General features: G+C 46.2%; 12 protein-coding genes. 11 read left to right on the plus strand and 1 reads right to left on the minus strand.

Annotated features, from left to right (window positions below):
• Positions 1-259: 259 nt before the first annotated feature.
• The 9 genes from CHH53_RS09290 to CHH53_RS09330 all read left to right on the plus strand — a co-directional run bounded on the left by CHH53_RS09290 (position 260) and on the right by CHH53_RS09330 (position 10,746).
• Positions 260-1,624, plus strand: coding sequence for an MATE family efflux transporter (locus CHH53_RS09290; protein ID WP_095215853.1), 1,365 nt, complete (start codon positions 260-262; stop codon positions 1,622-1,624).
• Positions 1,625-1,852: 228 nt separating this feature from the next.
• A complete protein-coding gene (locus CHH53_RS09295; protein WP_095215854.1) occupies positions 1,853-2,884 on the plus strand; it encodes a sugar-binding transcriptional regulator in 1,032 nt (343 codons plus the stop codon).
• A 30-nt stretch (positions 2,885-2,914) separates the two neighbouring features.
• Complete coding sequence (gene gap, locus CHH53_RS09300) at positions 2,915-3,922, plus strand: type I glyceraldehyde-3-phosphate dehydrogenase (RefSeq protein WP_095215855.1); 1,008 nt, start codon at positions 2,915-2,917, stop codon at positions 3,920-3,922.
• A gap of 139 nt (positions 3,923-4,061) precedes the next feature.
• Entirely contained in the window at positions 4,062-5,243 is a 1,182-nt protein-coding gene (locus tag CHH53_RS09305; RefSeq protein WP_095215856.1) for a phosphoglycerate kinase, read from the plus strand.
• A gap of 21 nt (positions 5,244-5,264) precedes the next feature.
• On the plus strand, positions 5,265-6,023 hold the full coding sequence (tpiA, locus tag CHH53_RS09310; protein WP_095215857.1) for a triose-phosphate isomerase: 759 nt from the start codon (positions 5,265-5,267) through the stop codon (positions 6,021-6,023).
• A complete protein-coding gene (gene gpmI / locus CHH53_RS09315; RefSeq protein ID WP_095215858.1) occupies positions 6,020-7,558 on the plus strand; it encodes a 2,3-bisphosphoglycerate-independent phosphoglycerate mutase in 1,539 nt (512 codons plus the stop codon). Before tpiA ends, gpmI begins: the two co-directional genes overlap by 4 nt.
• 16 nt (positions 7,559-7,574) lie before the next feature.
• Positions 7,575-8,861 carry a phosphopyruvate hydratase gene (eno, locus tag CHH53_RS09320; protein WP_095215859.1) on the plus strand — a complete coding sequence of 429 codons (1,287 nt, stop codon included), beginning with the start codon at positions 7,575-7,577 and terminating at the stop codon, positions 8,859-8,861.
• 171 nt (positions 8,862-9,032) lie between these two features.
• Positions 9,033-9,776 carry an alpha/beta hydrolase gene (locus tag CHH53_RS09325; RefSeq protein ID WP_095215860.1) on the plus strand — a complete coding sequence of 248 codons (744 nt, stop codon included), beginning with the start codon at positions 9,033-9,035 and terminating at the stop codon, positions 9,774-9,776.
• 253 nt (positions 9,777-10,029) lie between these two features.
• The gene (locus CHH53_RS09330; RefSeq protein ID WP_095215861.1) at positions 10,030-10,746 is read left to right on the plus strand and encodes a 3-ketoacyl-ACP reductase; all 717 of its coding nucleotides are present in this window, start codon (positions 10,030-10,032) and stop codon (positions 10,744-10,746) included.
• A gap of 342 nt (positions 10,747-11,088) precedes the next feature.
• On the opposite strand, the gene bla is transcribed toward CHH53_RS09330, so the two are convergent.
• Entirely contained in the window at positions 11,089-11,991 is a 903-nt protein-coding gene (gene bla / locus CHH53_RS09335) for a class A beta-lactamase (protein WP_095215862.1), read from the minus strand.
• A 115-nt stretch (positions 11,992-12,106) separates the two neighbouring features.
• Here bla and CHH53_RS09340 point away from each other — a divergent pair, with 115 nt between their 5' ends.
• Together CHH53_RS09340 and blaI are read left to right on the plus strand one after the other, a co-directional pair.
• Positions 12,107-13,870 carry a BlaR1 family beta-lactam sensor/signal transducer gene (locus CHH53_RS09340; RefSeq protein WP_158221527.1) on the plus strand — a complete coding sequence of 588 codons (1,764 nt, stop codon included), beginning with the start codon at positions 12,107-12,109 and terminating at the stop codon, positions 13,868-13,870.
• 13 nt (positions 13,871-13,883) lie between these two features.
• Positions 13,884-14,258, plus strand: coding sequence for a penicillinase repressor BlaI (gene blaI / locus CHH53_RS09345; RefSeq protein WP_095215864.1), 375 nt, complete (start codon positions 13,884-13,886; stop codon positions 14,256-14,258).

Below are 14,258 nucleotides of genomic sequence, written 5' to 3' on the forward strand. Positions count from 1 at the left end.
GAATCTTCTTTTGGAAGATTCTTTTTTGTGTCTGAAAGTATTTGCAGGATGTCAATAACAGAAGTTTTTTATCGAAATCATTGGAAGCGATTGCAAAAATACCTGATGGAATGATGATTTTTTTAGTAAAAAGCGTTTGTTTACTGCTGGCCGGGGTATATAAAATAATTTTTGGCTTTTTTAAACAAAGCCCTTTACATTCTCAAAAAAAGGATTAATATAGAGTGAGTTTGATTTTAAACGAAAAGGAGAATGTCTGTTGGGTAATCCAACTTCTACATCTGAGCAAACGTTGTTTCGTATCTCTTGGCCACTGTTTATTGAATTGGCCCTTCATATGGGAATGGGTATCGTTGCTACACTGATGCTGAGTCATTACTCAGATTTAGCTGCTGCCGGAGTCGGCGTAGCCAATCAGCTGATTAGCATTTTTATTTTGGTTTTTAACGTCACGTCTATTGCCTCCATGATCATCATCGGCCAGAAGCTCGGTGCGGAAGATTTGGCGCATGCCCGGCAGACAGCCCGGACAGCATTCGGCATGAACTTCTGGTTCGGTTTGATCGTTTCTGCTGTCGTCGTATTGTTCGGTTCAGTATTTCTTGGTTTCTTCGATTTGAAAGGTGATACGCTTGCATATGCGACTACCTTTGTGAAAATAAGCGGGGCATCTTTGTTTTTGGAATCTTTGTCCTTGACGCTGAGTGCGATCCTGCGTGCCAATGGCCGTACAAAAGTATCCATGGTCGTGGCGGTCTTGATGAATGTATTGAGTGTGATAGGTTATATAGTAGCGATTTTTGGGTTGTTCGGTATGCCGGTGACGGGAGTTATCGGAGTATCTTGGACAATCGTCATTGCCCGTATTTTTGCGGTGGTTGTATTGTTCTACTTTGTTTCTCGTTTCTTGGCGATTCGCTTCACCGGAACGAATCTGATCAAGATGCATGTGAAAGATATCAAGGATATCCTTGTCATCGGTGTGCCATCAGCGGCGGAAAATCTTTCTTACCAGTATTCCCAAATTGTCATCACGGCAATCGTGGCGAATTTCGGGGATGCTTCCCTGGCAGCGCGTGTGTATATCAATAATATTTCCATGCTCTGCTATTTGTTCACCATGTCCATTGCCGAAGGTACGCAGCTGCTTGTGTCCCGCTATATCGGAGGCGGGCAGTTCGATAGGGCGCTGAAGCGCGGATTGCGCACTTTGAAGATTGCCATGATTGCATCTTTCATTGTTTCCATGGCCTTCGCTTTGACAGGTGCGCCCATCCTGCAAATGTTCACCGAAGATCCCGCTATTTTAGCGGTAGGGATCCCGATTCTTTGGGCGGTCGCGTTCACCGAACCTGGCCGCGCGATGAATATTGTGTTAATGAGCTCCCTTAAATCGGCAGGTGATGCAAAATTCCCTGCTGTCATCGGTGTCATCAGCATGTGGGGGGTTGCTGTACTCTTCAGCTATATACTGGGCGTATCCTTCGGTCTCGGATTGCTTGGAGTCTGGATTGCAATGGGGATCGATGAATGGTTCCGCGGGATATTTGCTTATCGCAGATGGCGTTCCCGTCCTTGGGAAAAGAAAGCACAAGCAGCAGTCCCGGAAACTGCTCTTACATGATTATAGAAGAAAGGCATCGACTTCAGGTCGGTGCCTTTTTGTTATGAAAATGTTAAGTTAAATAAATATATGAATAAATTGTTTTTTTCGGTTGATTTAAGTTGAATGTAGAGGGTCTTACTGTTATGATAATCCTGCAAGAGGAATTTTTTTTATAGCAAGTGGGACAATATATGACATACCGGGACATTTTTGACCCATTTGGCTTTAGTAAAGAAGGGGTATGTTATGCGATCAATAATTGATCTACAAAAAAAGCTTTTCCCTGATGTCCTGACAATTATGCAGCGAAGATACGGCATCCTGCAATTCGTTAAGACAATGGGACCGCTGGGACGTCGCACCCTTGCTGAAAACATGAATCTTGCAGAACGGGTAGTCAGAGGTGAAATCGAGTTCCTGCAGAACCAAGGATTGATCTACACGACGACAAAAGGAGTGCAGATCACCGAGGATGGACTTGAAGTTCACGAGCAATTGAAAGCTTTTATGCTTGAAGCCTCTGAAATAAGTGTTTTGGAACAGCGTGTCCGGGAAACACTAGGAATAGATAATTGTATTGTCGTCCCCGGTAATAGTGATACCCAGGATTGGGTAAAACAAGAGATGGGAAAACGGTGTGCCCAGCTTCTGGAAGGGATGCTGCATCCGAACTACACGGTTGCAGTGACGGGAGGCACCACGATGGCAGCGCTGGCAGCAGCGATGCCGCCGATACATACAGCTGAGAATGTCATGTTCGTGCCTGCACGCGGAGGTATCGGCGAGCAGGTGGAAAACGAAGCGAATACGATTTGTGCGGCCATGGCAAAACGTGCCAGAAGTCAGTACAGACTGCTGTATGTTCCTGATCCGATCGGGGAAGAATCTTATCAGACAATTATCGAAGAGCCTTCCGTCAAGGAAGTCCTGTCCATCATCAACCGTTCGAATGTGGTCATCCACGGTATCGGTGACGCCATGACGATGGCGAAACGGAGACGGACGCCTGCACCGCTTGTTGCGAAAATCCAAAGTGGTGTCGCAGTAAGTGAGGCATTTGGTTATTACTTCGATGCTGAGGGGAATGTGGTCCATCGTGTACGGACGGTCGGATTGCAGCTTGAGGACTTGGATAAAGCAGAACATGTAATAGCTATTGCAGGCGGTGCCTCGAAAGCTCGTGCAATCGCCTCATATTTCAAACTGGGACAGAACAATATCCTGGTGACCGATGAGGCGGCAGCGAACCAGTTAATAAAGGATCATCAGACCCTTTAATCATTCAGTTATTACAAGGAGGAAATTTTCATGACAGTAAAAATTGGTATTAACGGTTTTGGACGTATTGGACGTAACGTATTCCGTCAAGCGCTTGCTAACAGCGAAGCAGAGGTAGTTGCAATCAACGACCTTACAGATGCGAATATGCTTGCCCATTTGTTAAAGTATGATTCTGTACACGGTATCCTTGATGCAGAAGTATCTGTCAACGGCTCTAACCTGGTTGTTGATGGTAAAGAGATCAAAGTTCTTTCCGAGCGCGATCCTGCTAACCTTGGCTGGGGAGACCTTGGTGTGGAAGTAGTAGTTGAATCTACTGGTATTTTCACAAATGGTGAAGATGCGAAGAAACACGTTGAAGCTGGAGCGAAAAAAGTCATCATCTCTGCACCAGCAAAAGGTGAAGACCTTACTGTCGTTATGGGTGTCAACGAAAACAGCTATGACCCAACTGAGCATACTGTACTTTCAAACGCTTCTTGTACTACTAACTGCTTGGCTCCGGTTGCAAAAGTACTTCATGATGCATTCGGAATCAATCGCGGTCTAGTGACAACAGTTCACGCGTACACTAACGACCAGCAAATCCTTGACCTGCCGCACAAAGACTACCGTCGTGCACGTGCTGCAGCTCAAAACATCATCCCGACGACTACAGGTGCTGCGAAAGCTGTATCCCTAGTATTGCCTGAATTGAAAGGTAAATTGAACGGTATGGCTATGCGTGTGCCAGTAGCTGATGCTTCCATCGTCGACTTGGTTGCCGAACTGGACAAAAACGTGACTGCCGAGGAAGTTAACGCTGCTTTGAAAGAAGCTGCCGAAGGCGAACTTAGCCACGTTCTTGGCTACAGCGAAGAGCCGCTTGTATCTTCCGATTACATCGGAAACCAAAACTCTTCCACAGTAGATGCACTTTCCACTATGGTATTGGAAGATAACATGGTGAAAGTTGTTTCTTGGTACGATAACGAAATGGGTTACTCCACTCGCTGCGTAGACTTGGCTGTATTCTTGAAAAGCAAAGGCATCTGATTGTAAATAAGCAATGGTAGAAAGGGAGGGAGGAGCACCTCCCTCCCTTTTGGCCTATGCCTGTTCTTCTTATCTGCCAATCGCGAATGCATATAAGGGTACAGATACATAGGTAACAAGTATTCGAGGAGGCGTAGATATGAACAAGAAATCAATCCGCGATATCGATGTGGCTGGCAAGAAGGTTTTCTGCCGTGTGGATTTCAACGTTCCAATGGAAAATGGCACCGTGACCGATGATACACGGATCAAGGCTGCCCTTCCGACAATCAAGCATCTTGTCGAGCAAGGTGCAAAAGTGATCCTGGCAAGCCACCTTGGCCGCCCGAAAGGCGAAGTGAAGGAAGACTTGCGTTTGGATCCCGTGGCACAGCGTCTGAGCGACTTGCTGGATAAGGAAGTCGCAAAAGTGGATCAAGTGCATGGTGAAGAAGTGAACCAAGCCGTAGCAAGCCTTGCTGATGGCGATGTACTTCTTATCGAGAACGTCCGCTTCGAGCCGGGTGAAGAAAAGAATGATCCGGAATTGGCAAAAGCATTTGCTTCCTTGGCTGATGTTTATGTGAATGATGCTTTCGGCGCTGCACACCGTGCGCATGCTTCCACTGCAGGCATTGCGGAGCATCTCCCGGCAGTAGCTGGTCTTTTGCTTGAACGTGAATTGGAAGTGCTGGGTAAAGCGCTATCTGATCCGGAACGTCCATTTACCGCAATCATCGGCGGGGCGAAAGTCAAAGACAAAATCGGTGTCATCGACAACTTGCTCGACAAAGTCGATAACTTGATCATCGGCGGCGGCCTTTCTTATACTTTCGTGAAAGCACGCGGTTTCGAAATCGGAAAATCCTTGCTGGAAGAAGATAAAATCGAGTTGGCGAAGGAATTCATGCAGAAGGCAAAAGACAAAGGCGTCAACATGGTGATGCCTGTCGATGTCATCGTAGCAGATGACTTCTCCGAGGATGCAAACAAGCGTGAAGTAAGTATCGAAGAAATCCCTGCAGATTGGGAAGCGCTTGATATCGGACCGAAAACACGCGAAAAATACAAACAAATCGTCCAAGATTCCAAATTGATCATCTGGAACGGACCTATGGGCGTATTCGAGCTTAACGCGTTCTCCGGCGGTACGAAAGCAGTCGGTGAAGCACTGGCCGAAGGGGAAGGATTCTCCATCATCGGCGGCGGTGACTCAGCTGCAGCTGTAGAGAAATTCGGCCTGGCGGACAAAATGGATCATATCTCCACAGGCGGCGGAGCCAGCCTTGAATTCATGGAAGGTAAAGAACTTCCTGGCGTAGCTGCACTGGACGATAAATAATAGACGAAGGGATGGGAAACAATGCGTAAAAACGTAATTGCAGGAAACTGGAAAATGAACAAAACAATTTCCGAAGCAAAAGAATTCATCGAAGCGACAAAAGCGAAGATTCCATCCAGTGACAAAGTGGAAGCAATCGTTTGTTCACCAGCATTGTACTTGACTGAATTGGTGAAGCAAACAGAAGGCACAGACCTTAAGATTGCTGCTCAAACGATGCACTACGAAGAAAGCGGCGCCTTCACTGGTGAAATCAGCCCGGCAGCACTAAAAAGCATCGGCGTTGAATATGCGGTGATCGGTCACTCCGAGCGTCGTGAGTATTACAACGAAACGGATGAGTCTGTAAACAAAAAGACACATGCAGCATTGCAGCATGGCATCACTCCGATCGTCTGCATCGGTGAAACGCTTGAAGAGCGCGAAGGCGATAAAACGAATGAAGTAGTCGGCGGCCAAGTAGAAAAAGCATTGGAAGGCCTTTCTGCTGAACAAGTAGCAAAAGTCATCCTTGCTTACGAGCCTGTATGGGCTATCGGTACCGGCAAAACTGCAACAGCACAGCAAGCGAATGAAGTCTGCACCTTCATCCGTAATGTTGTGAGTGAGAAAGTTTCCGCTGAAGCAGCTGACGCTGTACGCATCCAATACGGGGGAAGCGTAAAGCCGGCAAATGTGGATGAACTTCTTGCAGAATCAGATATCGATGGCGCTTTGGTCGGCGGTGCAAGCCTGGAAGCAGATTCCTTCCTAGCGCTTGTGGAGGCTGGTGCAAAATGAGTCAGGACAAACTAGCTGCCCTTATCATCCTTGATGGATTCGGTATCCGCGATGAGGAAAAGGGTAATGCAGTGAAGCATGCCAAAAAGCCGAACTTCGACCGTTATTGGAACAAGTATCCGCATAACCAGCTTACGGCAAGCGGAGAGGCGGTTGGCTTGCCTGATGGCCAGATGGGGAATTCCGAGGTAGGTCACTTGAATATCGGTGCCGGACGCATCGTATACCAAAGCCTTACCCGTGTGAATAAATCCATCAAAGAAGGAGACTTCTATGAAAATGAAGTGCTGGTGAATGCAGTCGAGCATGCGAAAAAGAACGATAAGAGTCTGCACCTCTTCGGTCTTTTATCCAACGGCGGCGTACACAGTCACATTGATCATATGTTCGCTCTCCTTGAGCTTGCCCAAAAGCATGGATTGGAAAAAGTATACATCCACGGCTTCCTCGACGGTCGTGATGTCGGTCAGCGCAGTGCAAAGGAATTCATCGACCAGACAGAAGCGAAAATCAAGGAAATCGGGGTCGGGAAGATTGCAACGCTTACCGGACGCTATTATTCCATGGACCGCGACAAACGCTGGGATCGTGTAAAAAAAGCGTACGATGCAATGGTTTATGGGGAAGGCCCTGCATACAAGAGCCCGTACGATGTCATCGAAGATTCCTATAAAAATGAAATCTATGATGAATTCGTGCTTCCATCTGTCATTACAGAGGAAAACGGCGAACCGGTAGCGAAAATACAGGATGATGATTCCATCATCTTCTATAACTTCCGTCCGGACCGTGCCATCCAGATTTCACGGACATTCGCAAACAAAGACTTCCGTGACTTTGATAGAGGCGAACATCCGCCTGTTATCAACCAGTTTGTCTGCATGACGAATTTCAGTGAGACAGTGGACGGCGATGTAGCGTACAAGCCGGTCAACTTGGATAACACAATCGGTGAAGTGCTTTCCCAGAACAATATCAAACAGCTGCGTATTGCCGAAACAGAGAAGTTCCCGCATGTGACGTTCTTCATGAGCGGCGGACGCGAAGAGAAGTTCCCTGGTGAAGATCGTATCCTGATCGACAGCCCGAAAGTTGCGACATACGACCTGAAGCCTGAAATGAGTGCATATGAAGTGACGGACGCGTTACTCGATGACTTGGATCAGGACAAGCACCAAGCGATCATCCTGAACTTCGCCAATCCGGACATGGTTGGACACTCCGGCATGCTGGAGCCGACTGTGAAAGCAATCGAAGCAGTTGACGAATGCCTAGGCAAAATCGTCGACAAAATCATTGAAAAAGGCGGTCATGCCATCATCACGGCTGACCACGGCAACTCGGATGAAGTAGTCACATTGGAAGATAAACCAATGACTGCCCATACAACGAATCCGGTTCCGGTAATCGTGACGAAAGAAGGCGTCGAGCTCCGCAGCGGCGGTATCCTTGCCGACTTGTCACCAACCCTGTTGGATCTATTGGATGTCGAGAAACCAGAAGAAATGACAGGCTCAAGCCTAATCAAAAAATAAGAGGAGAGAATGAATAATGCCATACATTACTGACGTATATGCACGCGAAGTCCTTGACTCCCGCGGTAACCCTACAGTAGAAGTAGAAGTCCTAACAGAATCCGGTGCTTTCGGTTCTGCAATCGTACCAAGCGGTGCATCCACCGGTGAATACGAAGCAGTCGAGCTTCGTGACGGTGATAAAGATCGTTACCTGGGCAAAGGCGTACAAACAGCAGTTGCCAACGTAAACGAAAAAATCGCTCCGGAATTGATCGGTATCGATGTTACACGCCAAGTGATCATCGACCAGCTTTTGATCGATCTTGATGGTACAGAAAACAAAGGTAAATTCGGTGCCAACGCAATCCTTGGTGTTTCCATGGCAGTTGCCCACGCAGCAGCAGATCACCTTGGTGTACCGCTTTACACTTACCTTGGCGGATTCAACTCCAAAACACTTCCAACACCGATGATGAACATCCTGAACGGTGGGGAGCATGCGGATAACAACGTTGATATCCAGGAATTCATGATCATGCCTGTAGGAGCTCCTACATTCAAAGAAGCACTTCGCATGGGGGCGGAAATCTTCCACAGCCTGAAGAAAGTCCTTCAGTCCAAAGGCTTGAACACTGGGGTTGGTGATGAAGGTGGTTTCGCACCAAACCTTTCTTCCAATGAAGAAGCACTTGAAACAATCGTAGAAGCAATCAAAGCTGCTGGTTACAAACCAGGCGAAGAAGTGAAACTTGCAATGGACGTTGCATCTTCCGAGTTCTACGAAGATGGCAAGTACAACCTGAAAGGGGAAGGCGTTGTCCGCACTTCCGAAGAAATGGTTGCTTGGTATGAAGAAATGACTAGCAAATACCCAATCATCTCTATCGAAGATGGTTTGGACGAGAACGACTGGGAAGGCCACAAGCTATTGACTGACCGTCTTGGCGGTAAAGTGCAGCTTGTTGGTGATGATTTGTTCGTTACAAACACAAAACGTTTGAAACAAGGTATCGAGCAAGGCGTTGGCAACTCCATCCTTGTTAAAGTTAACCAAATCGGTACACTTACAGAAACATTCGATGCAATCGAAATGGCAAAACGCGCTGGCTACACTGCTGTCATCTCTCACCGCTCCGGTGAATCCGAAGATGCAACGATCGCTGACATCGCGGTAGCGACTAACGCTGGCCAAATCAAGACTGGTGCACCATCCCGTACGGACCGCGTTGCGAAATACAACCAGCTTCTTCGTATCGAAGACGAGTTGAAAGCATCCGGCATCTACGGCGGCCTTGCATCTTTCTACAACCTGAATAAATAATTCATCAAGAGGATGAGCGAATTTGAGCTCATCCTCTTTTTATATGCAAATACATTTCCGTTGCTTTAGTAAACAAGGGGCGGTATCATGAAAATGGAAAGCGTTTTCAAACATAAATGGAAGGATCATTGTAAGCATATCCAAAAGCTTATTGAGTTAAGGAGGAATCGCATGTCAAATCAGTTTCCGGTATTGAAGGGTGCGGAGGCATTTTACTATGAGGGAAATGAAATAGGGATTCTCCTATCCCATGGTTTTACAGGATCCACCCAGAGTATGCGCCCATTGGGAGAGGCGTATGCCAAAGCAGGCTACACTGTCTGCGGTCCGCGGCTTTACGGGCATGGGACGCATTATGAAGATATGGAACAAACCTCTCATGAGGACTGGATAGCATCCGTTGAAGAGGGCTATCATTGGCTGAAGGAGCGATGTGACACAATCTTTGTTACCGGGCTGTCAATGGGAGGCACGCTGTCTTTATATATGGCAGAGAATCATCCTGATATCCGTGCCATCATTCCAATCAATGCAGCTGTATCGGTGCCATCGATGGAGAGTGTGCACGAGCTGCAAGATGTAAGATTTCTGGATGCAATCGGTTCTGACATCAAAAAAACCGGAATAAAAGAGCTAGCTTATGAAAAGACTCCTGTGCGATCTGTTAAGGAAATACTGCAGTTAATGGAAGCGGTTAAAAGGGATCTTTCCAAGGTGACATGTCCAGCGCTCATCTTTGTTTCCGATGAAGATCATGTAGTCCCTCCAGTCAATGCCAAACTCATTCACGATGCAATCGGGTCTGAGAGAAAAGCAATATATCCTTTGCATGATAGCTATCATGTTGCCACCCTTGATCATGATCAGCAAATCATTATAGATAAAACCCTTGCATTCATTGAGGGGAATTTATGATTTTATTTTCCATGCGTTTTTTATAAGCAGGGGCCGAAAGCAATTATTTCGAGGATGAGCAGAGCTGCTCATTCTTTTTTGTGTGATAAAAGCTATGCAATTCTAAAAGATATTCTTTTCGTTCCGTATCCAATAATAGAAAAGAGGCTTTTACAGTGTTTTCGATTCTTTATGAAGCAAAACACTTGTTGACCTGACAGACAGGCTGATAATATAGAGCGAATGGGTTCATATAAGGAGGAATACATATAACATGGCACAATCATTACAAGGAAAACGAGCTATCATTACAGGCGGCGGACGTGGTATCGGACGCGCCTTGGCAGAGGCATTGGCAGCAGAGGGTGCCCATATCGGCTTGATCGGCCGTACGGAAGAACATGTAAAAGCAGTAGCGGAAGGACTTGAAAACAAGGTCAAGACAGCTTATGCAGCAGCGGATGTTTCCAGCCTGGACGAGGTCACTGCAGCAATCGATAAGCTGAAAGGAGAGCTTGGCGGAGTTGATATCCTCATCAATAATGCCGGCATCGCGAAGTTTGGCGGATTCCTGGACCTTGATCCAGAGGAATGGAAACAAATCATCGATGTGAACCTGATGGGTGTTTACAATGTCACTCGCGCGGTACTTCCGGATTTGATCGAACAGCAATCCGGTGACATCATCAATATTTCATCCACTGCCGGCCAGAAAGGAGCACCAGCTACCAGTGCGTATAGTGCATCGAAGTTCGGTGTCCTTGGTTTGACTGAATCCCTGGCAATGGAAGTACGCAAGCATAATATCCGTGTAACTGCCCTGACACCAAGTACAGTGGCAACTGATTTGGCATATGAAAATAAACTGACTGACGGAAACCCCGAAAAAGTCATGCAGCCAGAGGATATTGCCGAATTTGTTGTGGCACAGCTGAAATTGAATAGTCGTACATTCATTAAATCCGCCGGCTTGTGGTCCACTAATCCATAATAGCTTGCAACGGGACATTCGATCATTTGATCATCGAATGTCCCGTTTTTATTTTGGGAAGGTGGCTGTATCATCCGTTTGGACTCAAACATCAGTGACTCTATTCAAATAGCCGGCATTCGAATGTATAAGACATTCAGAATATACCATCCATACGTTTGAGCAAGTTTATGAAATCAGCGACTGATTTCCGATGTTTTCATTCTAGTCCTTGTCTTCGGAATCCTTGAGAGGGCGTTCAATCTTTTCTTTCTTCATATGATCGTACAGAAGTTTTGTCGATGGGCAATCCCCCTGATCTACAGGTATTTCTAAAGCACGGTTTACGCTCTAATATCCCTTTCATTCCTCAGCAGATAGGATGGAGACAGCTTCTTCGGCAGCCTTTGCAATCAAAGCATCATCATATTTTGCGTCGGCTTCATCACGGCTAGACATGACAGCCATTATAATTGGGTCGCTATCAGGCGGCCAAAGGACGGCAATATCGTTTCTTGTCCCATAAGCCCCGGCACCGGTTTTGTCGCCGACTTCCCACTCCTCGGGGACACCAGCCTTAATCAGGGCGTCTCCTGTTGTATTGCCTTTTAACCAATCAATAAGAAGCTGGCGTTTTTCAGCAGGAAGGCTGTCTCCTAAGGTAAAGGCTCGGAGGCTTTCTGCCAAGGCTTTTGGTGTGCTGGTATCTTGTGTTTCACCTGGTTTTACATTATTTAATTCCGGCTCGATCCTGGAAGGTTCTGTCACTTGATCGCCGATATCCCGCAATGCTTGTTTAAGACCATCCGGACCGCCGATTTCCTCAAATATCAAATTGGCAGCAGTGTTATCGCTGTAACTGACAGAGGCCTCGCCCAGCTCTTTTAATGTCATACCAGAATCGATATGTTTTTCGGTGATTGGATTGTAGTTTACCAGATCATCGCGGGTATACATGATTTTTTTATCAAGGTCTTTAAGCGAGTTCTGCTGCAATAGAACGGCTGCGGACAAAGCTTTATGCGTTGAAGCAAAGCCAAATCGTTCATTTTCCCGGTAAGCAGCTGTTTTCCCGGAACCAGTATCAATGGCATAGACGCCCAAGTGCGCATCGTAAGCCTTTTCTAAGTCGGCAAACGGCTCCTGGGCATCTTCTGCAGCTTGAACGGAGGAACTTGTATCAGAACCCTCATTGGTGCTGCTGGAGCAGCCAGCCAGCAAACAAAAAGCGAATAGTGCACTAAATAAGCAGGTTGAAATTTTCATTTTTCTTCTCCTTTCCGTATTTGGATTACAACTGTAGTCAATATTACATTTGTAATCTAGAGCTGTCAACTGTAAAATGGAAGTTATAAACGATGGACGAGAGGAGGAAAGGAAAGTGACATTGGTTCGATTGCTGCTGGTATTGACATTATCTTCTGCTACGATAGGGATCATTTTCTTCATTCGACGGTTTCTTGCTGCGCACCTCGCCCCAGCGTGGCGATATTATTTATGGTTTTTCGTGCTGGGAGCTTTATTTCTTCCTTTCTTGCCATTTAAGCGTTTCGGTATGGCAGAACCAATATCCATGCACAAAATGACTGGACACAATGCTGTAAATCATTCCATTTTATCTGGTCCATCCAATACTGGCTGGATGAATGACTTTGGAAGTTCTGTCACGCGTATGGATGTTTCCCTATTGGATCGGCTGATCAATGGTATCTGGATATCCGGTTTGGTTATAGGCATTTTAGCCGTTTCCTTCACGCTGTGGAAACTGATGAAGCTAGTGAGGAGTGCACATCCCATACGTGATGAGGGAATAAACGAGCTGTTTGGGCATTGCAAAGTACAGCTATCCATACGGAAAAAAATCAAGCTGAAACAGTCTTCTTCGGTTACGTCCCCATTCATTTTCGGGCTGTTCCAAACATATCTGATTCTGCCGGCCACAGTTGAAAAAGAAGGTGTGACAAGGGAATTAAAGCATGTCCTGCTTCATGAATTGCATCATTATAAAAGCAGACATGTGCATTGGAATTATCTCTTTTTGCTGGCTCGAATCCTACACTGGTTCAACCCGCTCGTGTGGCATGCATGGAAGGAAATGCGGCTGGACCGTGAAATAGCCTGTGATGCTGCAGTGATGAAATCCTTGAATGATGTTGAAGAGAATTTGGATTATGGAAGGACGATCTTGTATTATGCTGAAAAATCGAAACAGCTAAGGCTCGATCAGTTTATCCATCCAATCATCAGTTCCAAGAGTCATCTGAAGCAGCGGATTCTGTATATAGCAGCCGGAGGCTTTCCTGCGAAGAAGCGTATCAGGAAGAGCGTGGCTATATTGATTATACTGGGGCTCGTTGTGACGATACAGGTGCCGGCGTTCCGTGCGGCAGCTTTCCCGGATGATCAATATCATATCCAGGGCAAAGATGTGGAGGAAGAGGACTTAAGCGACTTCCTCAAGGGAGATAGCAGCAGCTTCGTTTTATACAGCATGCAAAAAGACAAGTATTATGTCCATAATATAGAGCAGAGCGCCCAAAGAGTTTCCCCTAATTCCACTTATAAGATATATAGTGCTTTAACAGCTTTGGAAGAAGGTATCATCCGTCCAGGAGCTACAAATAGGAATTGGGATGGAAACAATTATGAATATGGGACCTGGAACCAAAATCAAGACTTGCAATCTGCCATGCGTAATTCGGTTACGTGGTACTTCCAAGATCTTGATCAGCAGGTAGGGAAGCAGCAGATACAAAAGTTGTTAGCTGAATATCATTATGGGAATGAGGATATATCCGGAGGAATGAGAGACTTTTGGCTGGAGTCATCCTTAAGGATATCTCCATTCGAACAAGTGGAGCTGCTGCGGAATTTTTATCGGAATGAATTCGGCGCTGCTCCCGAAAACATCAAGGAAGTCAAAGCATCATTGATGCTGGCGCAAAAACATGGAGCTGTGCTTTACGGGAAAACCGGAACTGGCATTGTGAACGGTAAAGCCGCGAATGGCTGGTTCATCGGCTTTGTAGAAACAAATTCGGATACTTATTTTTTCGCAACGAATTTAAGGGACGGAAATGCAACGGGAAGCAAAGCAGCAGAAATCACACTAAGGATATTAAAAGAGAAGCAGATTTATCAATAGGAGAGTGGGGAAAATGTCGAAACAGTTTCCGAATATATCCGAATCAGAGTGGGAAATAATGAAAGTGCTTTGGAAGAATTCGCCTCTGACAGCAAATGAGGTGGTGGAAGCTATCGATAAGGCGGACTGGAAGCCCAAAACGATACGTACACTGCTGGATCGCCTTACAAAAAAGAAAGTTGTAGGTGTAAATAAAGAACATAGAGTATATACCTTTTATCCGCTGTATGCAGAGAGTGAATATCAGCGTGCCGAGGCTAAAACCTTTATCGATCGTATTTACGGAGGGACGATGAAGTCCATGCTGGCTCAGTTTATTGAAGAGGATGCATTATCGGAGGAGGAAATGAAGGAGCTCCGCCAGATGCTGGAGAAAAAAAGTGAGTGA

Origin of the sequence: Terribacillus sp. 7520-G (assembly GCF_002271665.1) — a bacterium.
Taxonomy (GTDB): Bacteria; Bacillota; Bacilli; order Bacillales; family Amphibacillaceae; genus Terribacillus.

Bases quoted from the DNA above. Each gene is read 5' to 3' on its own strand.
- CHH53_RS09295 (WP_095215854.1), top strand. From the start codon at position 1,853: ATGCGATCAATAATTGATCTACAAAAAAAGCTTTTCCCTGATGTCCTG.
- bla (WP_095215862.1), bottom strand. From the start codon at position 11,991: ATGAAAATTTCAACCTGCTTATTTAGTGCACTATTCGCTTTTTGTTTG.
- CHH53_RS09305 (WP_095215856.1), top strand. From the start codon at position 4,062: ATGAACAAGAAATCAATCCGCGATATCGATGTGGCTGGCAAGAAGGTT.
- CHH53_RS09325 (WP_095215860.1), top strand. From the start codon at position 9,033: ATGTCAAATCAGTTTCCGGTATTGAAGGGTGCGGAGGCATTTTACTAT.
- CHH53_RS09330 (WP_095215861.1), top strand. From the start codon at position 10,030: ATGGCACAATCATTACAAGGAAAACGAGCTATCATTACAGGCGGCGGA.
- gap (WP_095215855.1), top strand. From the start codon at position 2,915: ATGACAGTAAAAATTGGTATTAACGGTTTTGGACGTATTGGACGTAAC.
- blaI (WP_095215864.1), top strand. From the start codon at position 13,884: ATGTCGAAACAGTTTCCGAATATATCCGAATCAGAGTGGGAAATAATG.
- gpmI (WP_095215858.1), top strand. From the start codon at position 6,020: ATGAGTCAGGACAAACTAGCTGCCCTTATCATCCTTGATGGATTCGGT.
- tpiA (WP_095215857.1), top strand. From the start codon at position 5,265: ATGCGTAAAAACGTAATTGCAGGAAACTGGAAAATGAACAAAACAATT.
- eno (WP_095215859.1), top strand. From the start codon at position 7,575: ATGCCATACATTACTGACGTATATGCACGCGAAGTCCTTGACTCCCGC.